Genomic DNA, 22606 nt, shown 5'->3' on the forward strand with positions numbered 1-22606 from the left:
TACTCTGTCTCCGTAATTTAGTTACAGAATGGTTAAATAAATACGCAACTCAAGTTTCTTTTAGGTTTCATTTTTGCGCATTTTTATACTTTTTTTACACTGTTCAGCTCTTTCTTTTCAGGATCTTTTCCCGCCTTTCCTTATTCTCGCCACAACATAAAAACACACCTGTGGAGGTGGATTGTGACTGTTGGCGTAATCTGCGGCGCATTACTGGTTCTTCTGCTGCTCGGCTATCTGGTTTATGCCCTGCTGAATGCGGAGGATTTTTAAATGGCCGCAACCGGATTCTTACTGATTGCCAGTTTTATGCTGGTGCTTTTGCTGCTGGCAAAACCACTGGGTAACTTTATTGCTCAACTGATTGAAGGACAGCCCGGCGCATTTATTCAGCGCATAGAAAACGGTGTTTTACGCACGTCTGGCAGCAGTAATGCTGAAATGAACTGGTGGCAGTACGCACTGGCGATCATGGTATTTAACATCCTGGGCATTGTTGTGCTGATGACGATGCTGATGGCACAGGGTGTATTGCCGATGAACCCACAGCATTTTGGCGGGCTGTCATGGGATCTGGCCTTTAACACCGCAGTGAGTTTCGTGACCAACACCAACTGGCAGGCTTACAGCGGCGAAAGCACACTGAGCTATCTCAGCCAGATGGTCGGGCTGACGGTGCAAAACTTCCTCTCCGCAGCGACCGGTATCGCCGTGGCATTTGCGCTGATCCGTGCTTTTGCACGCCCTTCAGCACAGACCATTGGTAATGCGTGGACGGATTTATGGCGCATCACGCTGTATCTGTTGCTGCCAGTGGCTTTCCTGCTGGCACTGTTTTTCGTCAGTCAGGGGGTACTGCAAAACTTCGAAGCGTATCAGCACATCACCACGCTGGAAGGCCTGCAACAGACCTTACCGATGGGCCCGGTGGCGTCTCAGGAAGCGATCAAAATGCTCGGCACCAACGGCGGCGGCTTCTTCGGTGCCAACTCAGCCCATCCGTTTGAGAACCCAACCGCACTGACCAATATGGTGCAGATGCTGGCGATTTTCATTATCCCTTGTGCATTGTGCTTCGCTTTTGGCCGCGTGGTTGGCGACAACCGTCAGGGCCACGCACTGGTCTGGGCGATGTCGGTGATCTTTGTGGTGTCGGTAGTGGTGGTGATGTACGCCGAACTCAAAGGCAATCCGCATTTCACTGCGCTGGGTGCAGGCAGCAATTTTAATATGGAAGGAAAGGAAAGCCGCTTCGGCATTCTGGCCTCCGCGCTGTACACCGTCGTCACCACGGCGGCCTCGTGCGGTGCGGTTAACGCCATGCACGATTCCTTTACCGCACTCGGTGGCATGGTACCGATGTGGCTGATGCAGATTGGTGAAGTGGTGTTCGGCGGCGTGGGTTCCGGTCTGTACGGCATGCTGCTGTTTGTGCTGCTGACGGTGTTTATTGCGGGACTGATGATTGGCCGTACACCGGAATATCTCGGTAAGAAGATCGACGTTTACGACATGAAGATGACCGCACTGGCGATCCTGGTGACACCCACGCTGGTGCTGCTCGGCACCGCACTGGCGCTGGTCACCGACGCCGGCCGCGCCGGGATTTTAAACCCCGGCGCGCATGGTTTCAGCGAAGTGCTGTATGCGGTGTCTTCCGCCGCCAATAACAACGGTAGTGCGTTTGCCGGGCTGAGCGTCAATACACCGTTCTACAACCTGTTGCTGGCTTTCTGCATGTTCTTTGGCCGCTTCGGCGTCATCATTCCGGTGCTGGCGATTGCCGGTTCGCTGGTGATGAAAAAACGCCAGCAGGCCGGCAATGGCACCCTGCCAACGTCTGGCCCGCTGTTTATCGGTCTGCTGGTCGGCACCGTGTTGTTAGTCGGCGCACTGACCTTTATTCCGGCGCTGGCGCTGGGACCGGTGGCAGAACATTTGCAAGTCTGGTCAGCACAGTAATGCTGCGTAACTCGTTGAACTGATGAATATAGAGACTAAAAAGATGAGTCGTAAACAACGTGCGTTATTTGAACCCCGTCTGATCCGTACTGCCCTGCTGGATTCGGTGAAAAAGCTCGATCCCCGCGTTCAGTGGCGTAATCCGGTGATGTTCGTGGTGTATCTGGGCAGCATTCTGACCACGCTTATCTGGCTGGCGATTCTGATGCACCGCACCGACGGCAGTGCGGCTTTTACCGGCAGCGTATCCCTGTGGTTGTGGTTCACCGTGCTGTTTGCCAACTTCGCCGAAGCATTGGCTGAAGGCCGCAGCAAGGCGCAGGCGCAGAGTCTGAAAGGCGTGCAGAAAACCAGCTGGGCGAAAAAAATCTACGAACCGCGTCCTGAATCACCGGTAATTAAGGTTGCCGCCGATACCCTGCGCAAAGGCGATTATGTGTTGATCGAAGCAGGCGATACCGTGCCGTGCGACGGGGAAGTGCTGATCGGCGGTGCGTCAGTGGATGAGAGTGCCATTACCGGCGAATCTGCGCCGGTGATCCGCGAATCCGGCGGGGACTTCTCCTCAGTGACCGGCGGGACGCGCGTTTTGTCAGACTGGCTGGTGGTCGAATGTTCGGCTAACCCCGGCGATACTTTCCTTGACCGGATGATTGCAATGGTCGAAGGGGCGAAACGCCGCAAGACGCCAAACGAAGTGGCGCTGACCATTTTGCTGGTGGCACTGACGCTGGTGTTCGTGCTGGCTACCGCGACACTCTATCCGTTCTCGCTGTTTAGCGTCAGCGCAAGCCATGCAGGTATCCCGGTCACCGTGACCGTGCTGGTCGCGCTGCTGGTGTGTCTGATCCCGACCACTATCGGGGGGTTGCTGTCGGCTATCGGCGTGGCGGGCATGAGCCGCATGCTGGAAGCTAACGTTATCGCGACCAGCGGCCGTGCGGTGGAAGCCGCCGGTGACGTAGATGTGTTGCTGCTGGATAAAACCGGCACCATCACGCTCGGTAACCGTCAGGCATCGCAGTTTCTGCCCGCGCCGCAGGTAACGGAACAGGAACTGGCCGATGCCGCGCAGTTATCCTCTCTGGCCGATGAAACGCCGGAAGGTCGCAGTATCGTGGTGCTGGCGAAGCAACGCTTTAACCTGCGCGAACGCGATATTCATTCACTGAATGCGACCTTCGTGCCCTTCTCCGCGCAAACCCGCATGAGCGGCGTCAACGTGGGTGAACGCAGCATCCGTAAAGGCGCGGTGGATGCGATCCGTCGTCATGTGCAATCTAATGGCGGTACCTTCCCGAAAGCCGTCGATGGTCTGGTGGAGAATGTGGCGCGTAAAGGCGGCACGCCGCTGGTGGTCGCCGAAGGCGCAAAAGTGCTGGGCGTGGTTGAGCTGAAAGATATCGTTAAAGGCGGCATCAAGGAGCGCTTTGCCGAGCTGCGCAAAATGGGCATCAAAACGGTGATGATCACCGGGGATAACCGCCTGACTGCTGCGGCCATCGCCGCCGAAGCGGGTGTGGATGATTTTCTGGCAGAAGCGACGCCGGAAGCCAAACTCGCATTGATCCGTCAGTATCAGTCAGAAGGCCGTTTGGTGGCGATGACCGGCGACGGCACCAACGATGCGCCCGCGCTGGCGCAGGCCGATGTCGCAGTGGCGATGAACTCAGGGACGCAGGCAGCGAAAGAAGCCGGGAACATGGTCGATCTCGATTCCAACCCGACCAAGCTGATTGAAGTGGTGCATATCGGTAAACAGATGCTGATGACGCGCGGCTCACTGACTACCTTTAGTATCGCCAACGACGTGGCGAAATATTTCGCCATTATCCCGGCAGCGTTTGCAGCCACTTATCCGCAACTGAACGCGCTGAACGTCATGCACCTGACATCGCCGTCTTCAGCCATTATGTCGGCGGTTATTTTCAACGCGCTGGTGATTGTGTTCCTGATACCGCTGGCGCTGAAAGGTGTGAGCTATAAAGCCATGAGTGCCGCCGCGCTGCTGCGCCGTAACCTGTGGATTTATGGTGCAGGGGGTCTGCTGGTGCCGTTCGCCGGTATCAAGCTGATCGACGTGATCCTGACCGTTTTACATCTGAGCTGATTTTTGAGGAAGACCATTATGTCCGTAACAAGAATGAACTATGTACGCCCGGCTCTGGTGATAACGGTTCTGCTGACGCTGATAACCGGCGTGGCGTATCCGCTGCTGACCACCGGCGTTTCAGAGCTGGTATTCCGCCAGCAGGCAACGGGTTCGCTGATAAAAGACGGCGGCAATAAAGTGATTGGCTCAGAACTCATCGGGCAAAATTTTACCCGCAATGATTACTTTTGGGGCCGCCCGTCAGTTACCTCTGATTCACCGTATAACCCGATGGCGTCGGGAGGGAGCAATCTGGCTGCCAGTAACCCGGCGCTGGATCAGGCAGTGAAAGACCGCGTGGCGATGCTGCGAAAAGCCAATCCGCAAAGTCCGGCGGCCGTGCCGGTGGATCTGGTCACCGCCAGCGCCAGCGGGCTGGATCCGCAGATTTCGGTGGAAGCGGCACAGTGGCAGGCTCCGCGCATTGCCACCGCGCGCGGGCTGCCACTGGCGCAAGTGAATAAATTGATTGATGATAATACCTCCTCACCACTGATTGGTTACCTCGGCCCGGACGTCGTGAACGTGCTCGGACTGAACTTAGCGCTGGATGAACTGAAAGCAAACTAACTTATCAACCAACCTGACAGGATGATATGACAGACGAAAGACCCGATCCCGACAGCCTGCTGGCGCTCGCCAATGAGAAGCCACGCGGGCAACTGAAAGTCTTTTTCGGCGCCTGTGCGGGCGTCGGGAAAACTTTTGCCATGTTGCAGGAAGCGCAGCGCCTGCGCGCCACCGGCCTCGACGTGCTGGTTGGCGTAGTGGAAACTCACGGACGGCAGGAAACGCAGGCGCTGCTGCCGGGGCTTTCTCTGTTACCGCCGAAACGTATTCATCATCGCGGACGTCAGGTTCAGGAGTTTGACCTTGATGCCGCCCTGGCCCGCCGCCCTGCCCTAATCCTGATGGACGAACTGGCGCACAGTAACGCCGCCGGATCGCGCCATCCGAAACGCTGGCAGGATGTCGAAGAGTTGCTTGATGCCGGTATCGATGTGTTTACCACCGTGAACGTTCAGCATCTGGAAAGCCTGAACGATGTGGTCAGCGGCGTCACCGGTATCATTATTCGTGAAACGGTTCCCGACCGTTTGTTTGATGATGCCAGCGAAGTGGTGCTGGTAGATTTACCGCCTGACTCCCTGCGTCAGCGTCTCAAAGAAGGTAAAGTTTATATCCCCGGTCAGGCCGAACGCGCCATAGAACACTTTTTTCGTAAAGGCAATCTGATTGCCCTGCGGGAGCTTTCCCTGCGTCGTACTGCTGACCGGGTTGACGACCAGATGCGCGAATACCGCGATGATCAGGGTGTCAGTCGTGTCTGGCATACCCGTGATGCACTGTTGCTGTGTATCGGTCACAGCGGGGGGAATGAGAAATTAATCCGCGTCGCCTCGCGCCTCGCAGCGCGCCTCGGCTGTGTCTGGCACGCCGTATATGTTGAAACCCCGCGCCTGCACCGTTTACCTGAAGGCCAGCGCCGCGCCATTCTGCATTCCCTGAAACTGGCGCAGGAACTGGGGGCAGAAACTGCCACGCTCTCCGATCCGCAGGAAGAACAGGCGATTTTGCGTTACGCCCGTGAACATCGTCTGGGCAAAATCATGACCGGCCGGCGGCGGGAAAAGCGCTGGAAATTTAGCGCCAGCTTTGCTGACAAGCTGGCGGAAATCGCCCCCGATCTTGATTTAATCGTCGTCGGCCTGGAAGACGCGCCGGTAACACCTCTGCGTAAAGAGCAGGACTTACGCACTTTCGCCGATCGCTTCAGCCGCCAGTTATGGGGCTGCGCTCTTGCCGTGGCGCTGTGCGCGGTGATCACCATGATGTCGCAATGGCTGGTGCCGACTTTCGATCAGGCCAATCTGGTGATGGTGTATCTGCTCGGCGTGGTGATTGTTGCCCTGTTTTATGGCCGCTGGCCGTCAGTGCTGGCGGCGGTAATCAATGTCGTCAGCTTTGATCTGTTTTTCGTACAACCGCGCGGCTCGCTGGCGGTGACTGACGCGCAATACCTGGTGACCTTCGGCGTAATGCTGATTGTCGGCATTCTGATCGGGAATCTGACCGCAGGCGTCCGTTATCAGGCACGTATCGCGCGTCACCGTGAAAAACGTGCGCAGCATTTGTATGAAATGTCCAAAGGACTCAGTCAGTCGCTGACGCCGGAAGCCATCGCGCAGACCAGCCGCCACTTTATTTCTTCCAGTCTGAACGCCAAAACCGCCATTTTGCTGCCACAGGAGAACGGCGAACTGATGCAGCCGGCCGGCGAAATGACTTCGATTGTGGTCGATGATGCTATCGCCCGCTGGAGTTTCGACAAGAAACTGCCAGCCGGTGCGGGCACGGATACCCTGCCCGGCGTGCCCTACCAGCTTCTGCCGCTGGTTGCATCCGGTGAATCGCGTGGCCTGCTGGCGGTCGAACCGCCGAATATCCGTCAACTGTTAGTACCGGAACAACAGCGTCTGTTACAGACCTTTACCGTGCTGATCGCCAATGCACTGGAACGTCTGCATCTGGCCGCCAGCGCAGAAACGGCGCGGCTGGAAACCGAACGCGAACAACTGCGTAACTCATTGCTTTCTGCGCTTTCCCACGATTTACGTACACCGCTGACGGTGCTTTTCGGCCAGGCGGAAATCCTCACGCTGGATCTTGCCGCAGAAGGCTCAAAGCATGCACCGCAGGCCAGCCAGATCCGTCAGCAGGTGCTAAGCACTACCCGGCTGGTCAACAACCTGCTGGATATGGCGCGTATTCAGTCCGGTGGATTTAATCTGCGTAAAGAATGGCAGTCGGTGGAAGAAATCACCGGCAGCGCATTGCGGATGCTCGAACCGGTGCTGGCGCACGACAATATTAAAATCGATTTACCCCAGGAAATGGTCCTGGTTAACTGCGACGCCAGCCTGATCGAACGGGTGCTGATCAATCTGCTCGAAAACGCCCATAAATATGCCGGAACCGGTGCGACAATTGGCATTAAAGCCACGCCGCTGGAGGAGTGGCTGGAGATGGAAGTCTGGGATAACGGTCCCGGTATTCCGGCTGGTGCCGAGCACACTATTTTCGAAAAATTCGCCCGCGGTAATAAAGAATCCGCTATTCCGGGCGTGGGGTTGGGATTAGCGATTTGTCGTGCCATTATTGAGGTGCACGACGGACGGATCTGGGCGGAAAATGGCCCGAACGGCGGTGCGCGTTTTCGTTTCAGGCTGCCGCTCGAGGCGTTGCCGGAGATGGAAGGTGACATGGAAAAAGACATCGACGAGGTATCGTGAGCGCATCCCCGGTAAATATTTTAATTGTTGAAGACGAAAAAGAGATCCGCCGCTTTGTGCGTACAGCACTGGAGGCGGAAGGCTTGCGGGTGTTTGAGAGTGAAACGCTGCAACGCGGGCTGATTGAAGCCGGAACCCGTAAACCGGATCTGATTATTCTCGATCTCGGTTTACCGGACGGTGACGGCCTGACGTATATTCGCGATTTGCGTCACTGGAGCGCTATCCCGATTATCGTCTTGTCGGCGCGCACCCGCGAGGAAGACAAGATAGCGGCGCTGGATGCCGGTGCCGATGATTTTCTTACCAAGCCGTTTGGCGTAGGTGAACTGCTGGCGCGGGTTCGTGTGGCCCTGCGCCGCCATACCGGCAGCGCACAGGAAAGTCCGCTGGTGACATTTGCAGATGTGACGGTGGATTTGATCAACCGGCGCGTACAGCGTAACGGTGAAGATTGTCATCTGACGCCGATTGAGTTTCGCCTGCTGGCCGAACTGCTGGCCAACAGCGGTAAAGTCATCACTCAGCGTCAGTTACTGAGCCACGTCTGGGGCCCGAATTATGTTGAACACAGCCATTATCTGCGCATCTACATGGGACATTTGCGGCAGAAACTGGAGGCCGATGCCACCCGGCCACGTCATTTACTGACCGAAACCGGCGTGGGCTATCGCTTCATGCCTTAGGCTGGTCGGTCTCCGGTTTGGCCTCACCAAATTCGGCTTCCAGACTTTCAGCGGCTTGCTGCAAAATCGCACTCACACGCACCACCTGTTCCGGCGTTAAATCCGCCCGCATCATGTTAGAACGCAGCGCGTGACGCAGGCGGTGCATCGATTCATGAATACCTTCTGCCAGGTTGTTTTCACGCGGACGCTGCGCCCCCGCCAGACGGGCAAAAATCATATCAACCGTCGCCTGATGCTGTGCCAGTTCCGCTTTACCGGCTTCCGTTATCTGGTAGCTTTTCCGGCCGTTGCCCGTGGCGACAGGCTCAAGGAAGTCCTGCTCTTCCAGCAGTGTCAGCGTCGGGTAAATCACGCCCGGGCTTGGCACGTAAAGACCGGAAGAGGCTTCTTCAATCGCTTTGATCAGTTCGTAACCGTGGCTCGGTTTCTTCGCCACCAGCGCCAGCAGTACGCGGCGTAAATCGCCATGTTCAAACAGACGGTGTGCACCGCGTTCACCACGGCGGCCTTCACCACGCCCGCGATGTTCACGCCCTTCTTCACCACGATGGCGACCGTCACGACGTAACATGTGACGCTCGCTGTGATCGCTGTATTCTGATTCATGACGGCAATGGCCGCGATGCCCTTCTTCACGACTACCGTGGCCGCGATGGCGACCCTCAAACATTTTACTAAACATAGTGCATGTCCTATTTAGATATATCGAATTATTTCGATATATCTAAACTAGATCGGTTTTCAGAAACTGGCAAGACCGGGAAGCGAATTTAGATATATCTTTTTATGTCTGAACTTCCGGCAAAAAACGGGCAAAAAAAAAGCGCTGAATAATCAGCGCCTTTGATGAGATAAAGAAAACGGCTTATTTCGCGTCAGCAAGCACTTTACTGACGATTTCTACCGCTTCTTTCTCGATTTGCTCACGATGTTCAGCACCGAGGAAGCTTTCACAATAGATCTTGTAAGCTTCTTCCGTACCGGACGGACGCGCCGCGAACCAGCCATTTTTGGTCATCACTTTCAGACCACCGATAGACGCGCCGTTACCCGGTGCGTTGGTCAGACGGGCAGTGATCGGGTCACCGGCCAGTGTGTCAGCTTTCACCTGTTCAGGAGAGAGTTTAGACAGTGCGGCTTTCTGCGCGTGCGTCGCAGGTGCCTGAATACGGTTGTAGCTTGGTGCACCAAAGCGCGCAGCCAGTTCGTTGTAATGTTCCTGCGGGTTCTTGCCGGTAACCGCAGTAATTTCTGCGGCCAGCAGGCACATGATGATCCCATCTTTATCGGTCGACCAGGGTGTGCCGTCGAAACGCAGGAAAGAAGCCCCGGCACTTTCTTCGCCACCAAATCCGAAGTTGCCGTCAAACAGACCATCAACAAACCATTTGAACCCAACCGGCACTTCCACCAGTTTACGGCCCAAATCTTCTACCACGCGGTCGATCATCGCACTCGATACCAGCGTTTTACCGACGGCAACCTCTTTGCCCCATTGCGGACGATGCTGGAACAGATACTGAATCGCCACCGCCAGATAATGGTTCGGGTTCATCAGACCGGCAGGCGTCACGATACCGTGGCGGTCATAATCAGGGTCATTGGCAAAGGCCAGATCGAATTTATCACGCAGCGCCAGCAGACCGGCCATTGCAGATTCAGACGAGCAGTCCATACGGATCACGCCGTCATGGTCGAGATGCATAAAACGGAAAGTCTGATCGACTTCATCGTTAACCAGCGTCAGATCCAGTTGGTAATGTTCCGCGATACGCTTCCAGTATTCGATACCGGAACCGCCAAGCGGATCGACACCCAGTTTCAGACCCGCTTTCTGAATCGCAGCCATATCAACGATATCGGTCAGCCCTTCGATAAACGGCTGAACCAGATCTTTCGCTTGCAGATGGCCACTTTTCCACGCCAGATCCAGAGACTGACGTTTCACGCCTGCCAGTTTTGCGGCCAGCAATGCGTTAGCACGTTTCTCAATCACGGAAGTCAGATTAGTATCTGCCGGCCCCCCGTTGGTCGGGTTATATTTGATGCCGCCATCTTCCGGTGGGTTGTGCGAAGGCGTGATGACGATGCCATCCGCCAGCGCGCCGCCGTGACGATTATGCGTCAGAATGGCGTGCGACACCGCTGGGGTCGGCGTGAACCCGTTATCTTCCTGAACAATGACATCCACGCCATTGGCGGTCAGCACTTCCAGCACAGAGATAAACGCCGGTTCGGACAACGCATGGGTGTCTTTACCCACGTAGCACGGGCCGGTGGTGCCCTGCTCTTTACGCACTTCGGCAATCGCCTGAGCAATTGCCAGGATGTGCGCTTCATTAAAGCTGTGACGCAACGCACTACCGCGATGGCCGGACGTACCAAATTTCACAGCATGTGCCGTGTTTGCCGGATCCGGTTGCAGAACGTAATACTGTGACGTTAACTGCGCCACATTGATCAAATCGCTTTGCTGAGCAGGTTGCCCTGCACGGGGGTGATTAGCCACTGGCGCTTCTCCCTTACGCTGAAATTAGAGGGTGCCGCATACTTTATCAGTCAGTTCCGCCGGGAACTGCATGAGCTGCATGATGTGTTCGATCATGCTGCGTTTGCGACCTGTGTTGGTATTCGTAATAACCCAATACGGCGTTCCGGGAACGTGTTTAGGTTTGGTATGTATGCCGTTTTGCAGCAAGGTTTGCTGGTCACCGGCAAAATAAGTCCGTGTGCGCCCGGTCAGAGAGTCGGTCGCTGTCGCAAATTCTTTAGGGTTCAGGGTATACAAGGTCGAGAGGATCAGCATAAAACGATTAACCGCTTTAGTCTGTTCTGCGTATTCGTCGGACAACAGCAGTTCACGGACGGCGCGGACTTTATCACGCGACGTCGGTGCCGCTGCGACAGCAGGTTTTTCCTGCGCAACAGTTCCGGCAATAACAGAAGTCGTCGCTGGCGCGTCAGGAGCGGTCTGACCGGCAGTAAACTTCAACATACGGCGTAAAATATCAGACGCACTTTCACCGATTGCCTGCGTGTGGCTGGCAATGTAGCGGTAGAGTTCTTCGTCAACCTCAATAGTTTTCATCTTTATCCAGTACTGTTCTTCTACTTAATTCATTCAAAAGGATTATACAAATTTCTACGCAGTAACAAACAGGGGAATTGCGCTGCAAAGTAAAATCCAGACAACTTCCCGATTTTGCTGCATGCAGGCTCCGGCCCGTTCTGCTCCTGGTAGTCAAATCCCGCTCAGGCATCTGGCAGACACTTTCTGTTTTAAAAAATTATCCGCAAGTCATGATAACCTAATGAGATTGTTTATCTGTATGAACTTCTCTATGAAATTACATTATCGCCTGCAGGGATCTGAAGTGACTGGCAGCACTGCACTGCCGGTTTTGCTTATCCACGGATTGTTCGGCACCCTGGATAATCTGGGTATTCTGGCCCGTGACCTGAGACAACAGCATAACGTGTTACAGGTGGATTTGCGTAATCATGGCCAGTCCGGACGTTCTGATGAAATGTCTTACGCCGCCATGGCACAAGATTTAGAAGAAACGCTGGATGCTGTTGGTTTCCAAAAAATCATCGTTATCGGCCATTCGATGGGCGGCAAAGCCGCGATGGCGCTGACGGCACGGATCCCCGATCGTATCGAAAAGTTGATCGCCATTGATGTCGCCCCCGTGGATTATCACGTCCGTCGTCATGATGAGATTTTCGCGGCCATTAACGCTGTGACCGACGCAAGACTCCGTGACCGCACGTCTGCCAGCGACTGTATGCGCCAGTATATAAAGGAAGACGGCGTGATCCAGTTTTTGCTTAAGTCCTTCCGCCAGGGCGAATGGTACTTCAACGTGCCCGTGCTGCTCAGTGAATACGAAACCATTACCGGCTGGGAAGATGTGCCAGCATGGGATCATCCGGCGCTGTTTATCCGCGGGAGCTTATCGCCGTATGTGCAGGATGAATACCGCGACGCGATTGCCCGCCAGTTTCCACAGGCCAAAGCACATGTGGTGGCGGGAGCCGGTCACTGGGTGCATGCGGAAAGACCCGATGCGGTACTGCGCGCTGTGCACCGTTTCATCGATGTGGCCTGAGGTTTAACATCCTGGGGATAAATTGTGCAAAAAGTCTGCACAACTTAAGAAGTTATCATGAAATCAGGGCAATCAGGCGTTGTGAACCCCTGGGGCGCCAGTGTATGATTGCGCGCTATAATTTTGCCGCCCCGTTTTACTCACAGTGAGTCGCGGGGGGTGAATTGGGTCAGGGTTTCTTAGCCCGAAATGTGTGAAACGCTCGTCAGGAACGGCTTGCCGTTTCCCGATGTAAAAACTTCCCTGGTTGTACCTCTACCTATGGCAAAAGAACAACTGGATCGCACGACGATTGATCTGTTCGCAGATGACCGTCGTCCGGGGCGTCCAAAAACAAATCCGCTATCCCGTGATGAACAGCTCAGGATCAATAAGCGCAACCAGTTACGCCGCGATAAAGCGAGCGGCCTGCGTCGTGTGGAGCTGAAAATGAATGCCGATGCTGTTGACATGCTCAATAAGCTGGCAGAAGAACGCAATATCAGTCGTAGCGAATTGATTGAAGAGATGCTGCTGTCGCATCTTAACGGTCATGAAGGTTGATTGAAAAGCGGGTAACCCGATAAGGCTACCCGTTTGTTTTTCTTAATTATTCCACGCTAATTTACGCCTTCCCACTCAGAACGTTTCCCAGTTTTCAGCACTTTTCGCCGAAAGCCTGCCGGTATCAGGACGCAACAAGGGTGCTGAAATCGACTTCGCCGGACGTGAACCCACATTCGTGACGCTGTCTTTCAGTTTGAACGTTGCGACGGCGTTGTTGAGCAACGAAGCCTGTTCTTCCAGCGATACTGCGGCCTGTGACGCCTGTTCTACCAGTGCGGCGTTCTGTTGTGTAACGCTGTCCATTTCTGTGACCGCTACCGCTACCTGGCTGATTCCTTTACTTTGTTCGTCAGACGCAGACGCAATTTCCGCCATGATGTCGGTGACATGCGTAATTGAGCGCACCACTTCATTCATCGTCTGACCGGCGTTTTCAACCAGTTTCGAGCCGCTGTCGACGCGGGAAACCGATTCGCTGATGAGCTGTTCGATTTCTTTTGCAGCCTGCGCACTGCGTTGTGCCAGGCTGCGCACCTCGCTGGCAACCACTGCAAAACCACGCCCCTGCTCGCCTGCACGTGCTGCTTCTACTGCGGCATTCAGCGCCAGAATGTTGGTCTGGAAAGCGATGCTGTTAATCACGGAAGTGATTTCAGCAATTTTCTTCGAACTGCCGGAGATATCTTTCATGGTGCTGACCACATCCGCCACGATGTTGCCACCTTTCTGCGCAGTGGTAGAAGCTTCCATAACCAGCTGGCTGGCATGATGAGCGTTATCAGCATTGTGTTTCACGGTAGCCGTCAGTTGTTCCATGCTGGCAGCGGTTTCTTCCAGTGCAGATGCCTGCTCTTCCGTACGGGAAGATAAATCGTTGTTTCCGGCTGAAATTTCTGACGCGCCCTGATAGATGTGATTGGTGCAGTTGCGGATGGTCTGAACGGTATTCACCAGGCTAGACTGCATCAGGTTCAGTAACGGAATCAGCTTACCGGCGCAGTTTTTACCGAACTCATCCAGATAAAGTGTCAGATCGCCGCTCGCGATCACCGCGAAGTGATCGCGGATTTTATCCAGCGGTTTCACCAGCGCCATCACCAGATAACGGTCAGTCAGCAATAAAATCACCAGCCCGATACCAAATGCCGTCAGCAGAATCACTTTGCTGAATGAGGTCAGATGGGTAGATTGCCGTTGCGCCGCGTCAAAATCTGTCGCGATCTGAGCGCTGACTTTTTCCATGGAGGTGGCAAAGGTGCGGCTCAGCGCAGGCACGGTGGAATTGGCCAGTTGATTATAGGATTCCGTGTTTTTGCTGCGGGCTGCATCAAACAATGGCGTGACGCCCTGCGTGATCAGGTTATCCCAACTGGTGATTAATTCCTGCACGGAAGCATCTTCCAGCCCCGGATGCGGTGCGGCTTTAAAATTGGTCAGCGCCTGCATCAGCCCGCTGAGTGATTGTTTTGCGCTATCAAAAATTTCCGGGCCTTTTGACGGATCGGCCTGAAGCTGTGCGACGGCGCGGCTCATGCGCGTCACGGTACGGAAATACTGATCATTTCCTTTATTGATCAGCGCCATATTATTGACCAGCTCGGTACTGTTTTTGGTATTTTGGGTCAGTGTGTCAAGGGAGGTAACGGTGTATAGGGAAACACCCGCCCACATGACACAAAAAATGCCAAGAATTGTTAACAAAGCGGCCCTGATGGTAATATTTTTTAAAAACTGCACGATATGCCTCTCTCGAAACATGACTGTTTCTGGCCTGAGGATTGAGGGGGATGCGGAGAATCAAGACAGGTAACCAGCAGGCAAGTGCCCCAGGACATGTTTGAACACCTCTCCGGGCATCGATTTCTTTATTATGTTGAGATTGCTCTCGCATCATCTATCGGCGGAATATTCTCGAAATTTAGTATTGTGACGACTTATTTCTTCAATTTGCGTTTGACCTTATTCAGCCTGAGGTTAACGCACCCTGCGTGAAAGCACACAAAGGCGATAACACTTAAAAATATTGCCCGATAAACTTATTTCCCAGCTAAGAAGGCGAGCAGAAGCATATTCTCCGCCGCACGAGTTTGCTATCATCTGCATTATTATTGCCTGCGTTGCAGAGCACTTCATTGAGAACAAGAGGTTAGGTAATCTTATGGCCGTTGTAGGTATCTTCTTTGGATCCGATACAGGTAACACCGAAAACATCGCAAAAATGATCCAGAAACAGTTGGGTAAAGATGTTGCAGAGGTGCATGACATTGCGAAGAGCAGCAAAGAGGATCTGGAAAAATTCGATATTTTGCTTATCGGTATTCCAACCTGGTATTACGGTGAAGCGCAGTGTGACTGGGACGACTTTTTCCCAACGCTGGAAGAGATAGATTTCGAAGGTAAGCTGGTTGCACTGTTTGGCTGTGGTGACCAGGAAGACTATGCCGAATATTTTTGCGATGCACTGGGCACCGTGCGCGATATCATTGAGCCACGCGGCGCAGTGATTGTCGGACACTGGCCTACCGAAGGGTATCACTTTGAAGCCTCTAAAGGCCTGGCTGATGATAAGCATTTCATAGGACTGGCAATTGACGAAGATCGCCAGCCGGAACTGACCAGTGAACGTGTTGATGCCTGGGTGAAACAGATCACAGAAGAACTCAGCCTTTCTGAAATTATTGGCTAAAAACCCTGTTGGCCCTGAGGATTTATTCTACAATTGAAGGGCCAAACTATTACTGAAATTAACAATTTAACTGCTACAAAATTGTAACTTTCGGTCGTATCAAGGTACACTGAGTTCCTCTGTTTTTTCTATCGATCAAGTCGTTGCATTACCAATGTGACCGGCAAATTGTGATCTTTATTAACAGGCTATCGTTGACGACAATTGGCACACTTGCGTAAACGAAGAGACTAAACGAATAATTTGTGCCGCCGATGCCACAGGCTGCATGCCTCAACTTGATTAGCACATAGTAACAGGACTGAATCCGCATGACTGACAACAACACCGCACTGAAGAAAGCTGGCTTAAAAGTCACGCTTCCGCGCCTCAAAATCCTGGAAGTGCTGCAAGCGCCGGAAGGTCATCACGTTAGTGCGGAAGATCTTTACAAGCAATTAATTGATATGGGTGAAGAAATTGGCCTGGCAACGGTTTACCGCGTTCTGAACCAGTTCGACGACGCCGGTATCGTTACCCGTCATAATTTCGAAGGCGGCAAGTCCGTATTCGAACTGACTCAGCAGCATCACCACGATCACCTCATCTGCCTGGATTGCGGACGTGTAATCGAATTTCGTGATGAGTATATTGAAGGCCGTCAGCGTGAGATTGCTAAGAAACACGGCATCAAACTGACCAACCATAGTCTGTATCTCTATGGTCATTGTGAAGCAGGTGATTGCCGCGAAGATGAGTCTTTGCACAACGATAAACCTGCGCACTAATATGGCATGTGGCAACCCCGTTGCCGACAGGCTGTGAATTCATTAACCGCTGAAAAGCGGTTTTTTTATGTCTGGATTTCAGCAACCCTAAAAAAACCCCGGCACGCCGGGGTTTGATTTCTGCGATTCGTTTTACGGTTTCGGAGCGTTATTGGCCCGGATTTCCTGCCATATCTTTCCGCAATCTGCGGCATACGCCTGACCATTACCGGTTTTGCGTGCCGTAAGACACTGCTGGTAATCCACCACGCGAACCGTTTCCTGTTCCGCAAATTTTTGGTGGGCTTTTTCCTGTTTCAGTACATTCAGCACCGCCTGACAGGATGCCAGTTTATCCGGATTGCCTTCCGCCGTATTAATACAGGCGCTGTAAGCCTCACGCGTTTTGGATATTTCAGCCTGACCGGCTGTCGGCGCACAACCCGCCAGCAGAACAGCGGATACCACGGTCATCAATAATTTATTCATCGACATAGCGACCTCAGAAAATAGTGAATGGAGCGATAACGATGAATTTCACGTCTTTTTCATCCTGGAAAATATTGCCGTATCCGCCGCCCCAGCTTGGAATATCCGAATGATTGTCATACTGGGTGTAATGCAGTTTGAACAATGTCCCTTTCGCACGGCCTTCCTGAATGGTGTACAGCGCATCCAGACTCCAGGCGCTTTCTTTCAGGCGCTGACTCTGGTCGTAAGCCGCGTTAGTGCTCGGCCTGGCATCCCATGCATAAACATAGGAGCCACCGACGGCTAAGCCCGGTAAATCCCATTTTGCCAGGTCATACAACACGCCTGCATATACTGCTTTTTCACCGTTAGCGTTGAAGTCCGAACGGTTGTCCCACCACACATCAAGACGGCCGTTTGAAGAGGAATACGTCGGCGTCATACGTTGCAGGAAGTAACCCTGGTTCCCTTCCGCTTTCACCATCGTCCCTTCCAGACGCCAGTTGAACTGACCCGTGGTATAGCCGAAAGTTAACGCCTGCAACCAGGCCAGACCATCATACAAACTGTTTGGATCATTTTTGTCGCTGATACGATCTTCTGCCCCATAGAACTGATAGCTGGTAGTCAGCGGATTGCCCAGCAAATCTATTTTGTACGAGGCTTTGCCAAAGTACTGATCCACATAACTTTCAGCCTGACCAAACGCGCCTTCCAGCACGAAGTCATTTTTAAAGTCATATTTCGCACCGAGGGAGTGAATATAAGAAACGCCGGTTTTCTTATCATTCTGGCGGAAATCATCCATTTCCAGATGCCAGGGCGATTTATATTCGTCGGCCCACATATAGGAGAAACTCAGTTCACCCGGATCACCGAAATCATGTTTATACCCGGCTTCCGCACCGCGATAAGTCCCCGGCATGAAGCTCCAGTGCGGTGCGATCAACGTCTGCCCTGTGGGCTGAATATAGCCCGCATGTCCCCAGAATCCGCCATATTTAAATTTACCGGCCGCTTTGTAGAGACTGACCCCGCCTTTATCACCTGAGTAATCCTCGTCATAAGCGTGGTTTTTAGAAGAGAATGCAATTTCGTTTGGATGAGTGCTGTCACTGGCTTCGGCTAATTCAATGGCGGTGAAGGCCGCAACGTCGATACCGAACATGTCCCAGGCATAACCAGAGGAAAAATCAAGATTCAGGTTAGCAGTGGAGTGTGAAAGGTTAGTCGCGTATTTGTTGTAGTCGGAATTATTGACGGTGACTTTTGAGCCATCCGGACGGGTTTCTTCTTTGGTTTTGTTCAAATCTTTGCGGTCACGTTCACGCTGCCAGTAATACACGCCACCGGTCAGTGTGGAATCATCGATAAAACCGGCCGCGCTGGCCTCGTGTGAAAACATCATTCCGCCACTCAGTAAAGTGCCGGCGAGAGAATACATGGCAGGTTTCAGGTAAGCCGATCCCCTGCCCCTGTTAAGGTGCTTGTGCATAGAGATTCCTCATTTTGACTAAAAATTTCGTGCAAAACCCAAACGGGTATCAAAATCGGCCGTCAGAGACGTAACCGGTTAAATCAACATTAAGAGTATTTTTCGCGACGCGAATTATCAATGGGTAATTAATCATTGATCATCGAAGTATGACAAAGTGCACATAAAGATGAAAAAATGTAACTATATGTCTTAAGGCAGGATCAGACCGACAGATTATTTAAATAGAGAGAATAAACAAGTCACTAAGTTTTACTGAGGAAAGGTTAAAACGTTTCAGCCACAGAAAGCACTGAAAATGAGCGTTTAAAAATCATACATCGGGAACACATTAATTCGCGACGAAAACCAATTTTTTGCAGTAGCAAAATAAAACCCGGACATAAAAAAACGCAGCCTGAGCTGCGTTTTTAAAACCTTATTGCGATGACTTTTATGCGACCGGTTTACTTTCCCATGTATCACGCAGGCCCACGGTACGGTTAAATACCAGATGTTCCGCGCCGGAGTAGCGACTGTCAGCGCAGAAATAACCTTCACGCTCGAACTGCAGGCTGATTTCAGCCTGAGCAGCCACCAGCGACGGTTCAACAAAACCGTGCGCAATCACCAGAGACTCCGGGTTGATTGTGGTCAGGAAATCTTCTGCCTGCCCCGGGTTGGCAACATTGAACAGACGGTCATACAAGCGGAACTCAGCCGGTTTACCTTCTGAAGCCGAAACCCAGTGGATCACACCTTTCACCTTGCGGCCATCGGCAGGATCTTTACTGAGGGTGTCGATATCGTAAGAGCAGAAAATCGTGGTGATATTCCCTTCTGCGTCTTTCTCGATACGTTCTGCTTTGATCACATAGGCATTACGCAGACGCACTTCTTTGCCCAACACCAGACGCTTGTACTGTTTATTGGCTTCTTCACGGAAATCGGCCTGATCGATGTAAATCTCACGGGTAAACGGTACTTCGCGGCTGCCCATTTCCGGTTTGTTCGGATGGTTCGGCATCTTCACCCACTGCACAGCATCACCCGTAAAGTTTTCAATGATCACTTTAACCGGATTGATCACTGCCATAGCGCGCGGTGCATTCTCGTTCAGATCGTCACGGATACAGGATTCCAGCGCCATCATTTCAACGTTGTTATCCTGCTTGGTCACACCGATACGACGGCAGAATTCACGGATTGAAGCAGCGGTGTAACCCCGGCGACGCAGGCCCGACACCGTCGGCATACGCGGATCGTCCCAGCCTTCAACAATCTTCTCCGTTACCAACAGGTTTAGCTTACGCTTGGACATGATGGAATATTCTAGATTCAGACGGGAGAATTCGTACTGACGCGGGTGGCAGGGAATAGAAATATTATCCAGAACCCAGTCGTAGAGACGACGGTTATCCTGGAATTCCAGCGTACACAGCGAATGGGTGATCCCTTCCAGCGCATCGGAAATGCAGTGGGTAAAATCGTACATCGGATAGATGCACCATTTTTTACCGGTCTGGTGGTGTTCTGCGAACTTAATACGGTACAGAACCGGATCACGCATGACAAAGAATGGCGAGGCCATGTCGATTTTAGCACGCAGACAGGCAGCGCCTTCAGCGAACTCACCGTTACGCATTTTTTCAAACAGCGCAATATTCTCTTCTACGCTACGATCGCGATACGGGCTGTTTTTACCCGGCGACGTCAGTGAACCGCGGTATTCACGGATCTGCTCAGGAGACAGTTCATCCACATACGCCAGACCTTTGTTGATCAGTTCCAGCGCGTAAGCATGCAGTTGATCAAAATAGTCCGAGGAGTAATGAATATCGCCGCTCCAGTCGAAACCTAACCACTGAACGTCGTGTTTGATCGACTCAACGAATTCGATATCTTCTTTTGCCGGATTGGTATCGTCAAAACGCAGATTGCACTGCCCCTGATAGTCTTGTGCAATGCCGAAATTCAGGCAGATAGATTTCGCATGACCGATATGCAGATAACCATTAGGCTCAGGCGGGAAACGGGTGCGAACGGTATTATGTTTCCCGGTCGCCAGATCTTCATCAATAATCTGACGGATAAAATTTGTTGGGCGGGCTTCAGCCTCACTCATTGTGCAATTCCTCTACGCAACATTGACTCTACGGATAACCGCTTATGTTCCAACAAGCCACGTCGGGAAACAACCGTTAGTTGCATAAAATCGTGGTTATCTCTGCTGCGTCTGTTCTCAGGCAATAAAAAAGCGGGAAGAGATCGCTCTCTTCCCGCTGTCACTCCGTCAACCTGTTACGCCATCTGGCGAATTATTTGCTCTGGATGTCGAACAGCTTGGTCTGTCCCGCGACCACGGAACCACTGGCCAGTGAGACCACACCGGTATAATCATCAATATTACTGACGACGACCGGGCTTATCATTGAACGGGCATTGGCGTTCAAATAATCCAGATCCAGTTCCAGCACAGGCTGACCGGCGGTGACTGTTGCGCCTTCCTCGACCAGTCGGGTAAAGCCCTGTCCGTTCAGCGCCACAGTATCAATCCCCATATGCACCACGATCTCAGCACCGGAAGTGGTTTCCAGGCAGAAAGCATGATTGGTATTGAAGATTTTCACCACGGTGCCCGCGGCTGGCGATACCACAATTTTATCGGTAGGACGAATAGCGACACCATCACCTACGGCTTTGCTGGCAAAGGCTTCATCAGGCACCTGATCCAGCGCGACGATATCACCCGTTACCGGAGATACTAAAGTTTCCACTACCGTTTTCACGCTGTTTGGCACGGCCTGAGGTGCAGTTTTGACAGCAGCAACCGGCTCAGCCGTTGCAACACCTGCGGCGACTGGCCCGCGAGCCATCACTTTTTTCATTGCATCAGCCAGAGATTCAGCTTTTGCACCCACAATAACCTGAATGCTTTGTTTATTCAGACGAACAATTCCTGACGCACCCAGACGTTTACAGGCAGCATCATCAACGGTGCCCGCATCTTTTACATTCAGACGCAGACGGGTAATACAGGCGTCAATACCTTTGAAGTTGTCAGAACCGCCCAGCGCACCGATGTAACTCAGCGCCAGCTGGTTCAGACCTTCTTCAGTATTGCTGTTCGCTTCCGGCTCACCGATATGCTCAACGTCGTCTTCACGACCCGGCGTTTTCAGGTTGAACATGCGGATAATTACGCTAAACAGAACGAAGTAGATGACGAAGAATACGACGCCCATCACCAGCAACATCCAGACGTTCTTGCTGGCTGCTGGCAGGTTGTACATCAACGCATAGTCGATGGCACCTGCGGAGAAGGAGAAGCCGGCGTGGATACCCAACGCTGTCGCAATGTACAGGCTGACCCCGGTAAGGATAGCGTGGACTAAATACAGTAGCGGAGCCAGGAACATGAACAGGAATTCTAATGGCTCGGTCACACCGGTCAGGAATGCGGTCACCGCGACTGAAACCAGCATACCGCCAACCAACGAACGACGCTCTTTCGGTGCAGCGAAGTACATTGCACATGCTGCGCCTGGCAGACCGAACATCATGATTGGGAAGAAGCCGGACATGAACATCCCTGCAGTACCGTCACCCGCGTAGAAGCGGTTGATGTCACCGTGGAATACAGTACCCGCAGCGTTAGTGAAGTCACCAATCTGGAACCATGCGATGGTGTTCAGAACCTGATGCAGACCGGTTGGGATCAGCAAACGGTTTACGAAACCAAAGATACCTGCACCGAATGCACCAGCACCTACGATCCACTCCCCACCCGCACGGATTGCATCCTGCACCGGAGGCCAGACGTAACCGAAGATAGCGGCCAGAATCAGACAGAAGAAGCCGGTTGCGATAGGAACGAAGCGTTTCCCACCGAAGAAACTCAGGAAGTCAGGCAGTTTGATATCAGACCAGCGGTTGTAAACCATACCGCCCACCAGACCGGTGATAATACCGGCCAGCACGCCCATGTTTACCGCAGGGTTGATGGTGATCATCGCTTTAGTCAGGATGAAGTAACCAATACCACCTGCTAATGCTGCTGCCCCGGCATTATCTTTAGACCAGCTGGATGCCACACCAATAGCAAAAATTAATGCGAGGTTATCGAAAATCCCGCCACCGGCTTGCGCGATGAAAGGCATATTAAGAAGATCAGGCTGACCGAAACGCAGCAATAAAGCAGCGACTGGCAGTACGGCTATCGGCAGCTGTAGCGCTCTGCCTAAACGCTGAAAGAATCCAAGAATATTCACATTTCCCCCTATCCGCCGTCAGGCGAATCACCTAAGTAGTTTAATTAGTATGGTTACTACCTTTACATTTACCGTTCCGATTTAACCAACTGCACTTATAACTAACAGCAATGCGAGTGTAAAAAGATTATTTCGTATCGCAAATTAAAACCTCTCTTTTTGTGAGAATCGTCACCAAAAAGAGGTGATAACATGCCATTTTAC

At 52.6% G+C, this 22606-nt stretch carries 18 protein-coding genes; 10 read left to right on the forward strand and 8 right to left on the reverse strand.

Going from position 1 to position 22606, the window contains the following annotated elements; translation table 11 throughout:
- Window positions 1-183: 183 nt before the first annotated feature.
- The 6 genes from J1781_RS26360 to kdpE are packed head-to-tail and all read left to right on the forward strand — an operon-like array spanning window position 184 to window position 8093.
- Window positions 184-273: a K(+)-transporting ATPase subunit F gene (locus J1781_RS26360; protein WP_101075733.1), complete on the forward strand. Its 90-nt coding sequence runs from the start codon at window positions 184-186 to the stop codon at window positions 271-273.
- Entirely contained in the window at window positions 274-1962 is a 1689-nt protein-coding gene (kdpA, locus tag J1781_RS18475; protein ID WP_217233994.1) for a potassium-transporting ATPase subunit KdpA, read from the forward strand.
- Window positions 1963-2005: 43 nt separating this feature from the next.
- Window positions 2006-4072 (forward strand): potassium-transporting ATPase subunit KdpB, encoded by a 2067-nt coding sequence (gene kdpB / locus J1781_RS18480; protein WP_217139316.1) that lies wholly within the window; start codon window positions 2006-2008, stop codon window positions 4070-4072.
- Between the two features lie 18 nt (window positions 4073-4090).
- On the forward strand, window positions 4091-4684 hold the full coding sequence (gene kdpC, locus J1781_RS18485) for a potassium-transporting ATPase subunit KdpC (RefSeq protein ID WP_269154570.1): 594 nt from the start codon (window positions 4091-4093) through the stop codon (window positions 4682-4684).
- Window positions 4685-4710: 26 nt separating this feature from the next.
- Window positions 4711-7407, forward strand: coding sequence for a two-component system sensor histidine kinase KdpD (kdpD, locus tag J1781_RS18490; RefSeq protein ID WP_129990579.1), 2697 nt, complete (start codon window positions 4711-4713; stop codon window positions 7405-7407).
- Window positions 7404-8093, forward strand: a complete 690-nt coding sequence (gene kdpE, locus J1781_RS18495; protein WP_129952034.1) for a two-component system response regulator KdpE — start codon at window positions 7404-7406, stop codon at window positions 8091-8093. The genes kdpD and kdpE overlap by 4 nt, the downstream gene beginning before the upstream one ends.
- Here the strand turns inward: kdpE and J1781_RS18500 are convergent.
- The 3 genes from J1781_RS18500 to seqA form a co-directional block, all read right to left on the reverse strand.
- The gene (locus J1781_RS18500; RefSeq protein ID WP_129990580.1) at window positions 8083-8778 is read right to left on the reverse strand and encodes a PadR family transcriptional regulator; all 696 of its coding nucleotides are present in this window, start codon (window positions 8776-8778) and stop codon (window positions 8083-8085) included. The two genes, kdpE and J1781_RS18500, sit on opposite strands and share 11 nt — an antisense overlap.
- Before the next feature lie 183 nt (window positions 8779-8961).
- Window positions 8962-10605 (reverse strand): phosphoglucomutase (alpha-D-glucose-1,6-bisphosphate-dependent), encoded by a 1644-nt coding sequence (gene pgm / locus J1781_RS18505; RefSeq protein WP_217233995.1) that lies wholly within the window; start codon window positions 10603-10605, stop codon window positions 8962-8964.
- A 24-nt stretch (window positions 10606-10629) separates the two neighbouring features.
- On the reverse strand, window positions 10630-11184 hold the full coding sequence (gene seqA, locus J1781_RS18510; RefSeq protein WP_129952037.1) for a replication initiation negative regulator SeqA: 555 nt from the start codon (window positions 11182-11184) through the stop codon (window positions 10630-10632).
- A 241-nt stretch (window positions 11185-11425) separates the two neighbouring features.
- Between seqA and ybfF the strand changes: the two genes are divergently transcribed.
- Both ybfF and ybfE read left to right on the forward strand, forming a co-directional pair.
- Window positions 11426-12208, forward strand: coding sequence for an esterase (gene ybfF / locus J1781_RS18515; protein WP_217220836.1), 783 nt, complete (start codon window positions 11426-11428; stop codon window positions 12206-12208).
- Window positions 12209-12469: 261 nt separating this feature from the next.
- Window positions 12470-12751, forward strand: a complete 282-nt coding sequence (ybfE, locus tag J1781_RS18520; protein WP_015690259.1) for a LexA regulated protein — start codon at window positions 12470-12472, stop codon at window positions 12749-12751.
- Between the two features lie 75 nt (window positions 12752-12826).
- Here ybfE and J1781_RS18525 read toward each other — a convergent pair whose 3' ends face one another.
- On the reverse strand, window positions 12827-14491 hold the full coding sequence (locus J1781_RS18525) for a methyl-accepting chemotaxis protein (protein ID WP_217233996.1): 1665 nt from the start codon (window positions 14489-14491) through the stop codon (window positions 12827-12829).
- Window positions 14492-14912: 421 nt separating this feature from the next.
- Between J1781_RS18525 and fldA the strand changes: the two genes are divergently transcribed.
- A complete protein-coding gene (fldA, locus tag J1781_RS18530; protein WP_013576468.1) occupies window positions 14913-15440 on the forward strand; it encodes a flavodoxin FldA in 528 nt (175 codons plus the stop codon).
- Between the two features lie 311 nt (window positions 15441-15751).
- Window positions 15752-16207 carry a ferric iron uptake transcriptional regulator gene (gene fur / locus J1781_RS18535; RefSeq protein ID WP_015698140.1) on the forward strand — a complete coding sequence of 152 codons (456 nt, stop codon included), beginning with the start codon at window positions 15752-15754 and terminating at the stop codon, window positions 16205-16207.
- Window positions 16208-16339: 132 nt separating this feature from the next.
- Here fur and chiQ read toward each other — a convergent pair whose 3' ends face one another.
- The 4 genes from chiQ to nagE form a co-directional block, all read right to left on the reverse strand.
- A complete protein-coding gene (chiQ, locus tag J1781_RS18540) occupies window positions 16340-16675 on the reverse strand; it encodes a ChiQ/YbfN family lipoprotein (RefSeq protein WP_165385159.1) in 336 nt (111 codons plus the stop codon).
- 13 nt (window positions 16676-16688) lie between these two features.
- Window positions 16689-18101, reverse strand: a complete 1413-nt coding sequence (chiP, locus tag J1781_RS18545) for a chitoporin ChiP (RefSeq protein ID WP_238483020.1) — start codon at window positions 18099-18101, stop codon at window positions 16689-16691.
- A 484-nt stretch (window positions 18102-18585) separates the two neighbouring features.
- Complete coding sequence (gene glnS, locus J1781_RS18550; protein WP_217139319.1) at window positions 18586-20256, reverse strand: glutamine--tRNA ligase; 1671 nt, start codon at window positions 20254-20256, stop codon at window positions 18586-18588.
- Between the two features lie 193 nt (window positions 20257-20449).
- Window positions 20450-22402, reverse strand: a complete 1953-nt coding sequence (nagE, locus tag J1781_RS18555) for a PTS N-acetyl glucosamine transporter subunit IIABC (protein ID WP_129990585.1) — start codon at window positions 22400-22402, stop codon at window positions 20450-20452.
- Between the last annotated feature and the right edge of the window lie 204 nt (window positions 22403-22606).

Origin of the sequence: Rahnella perminowiae, assembly GCF_019049695.1 — a bacterium.
Taxonomy (GTDB): Bacteria; Pseudomonadota; Gammaproteobacteria; order Enterobacterales; family Enterobacteriaceae; genus Rahnella; species Rahnella perminowiae.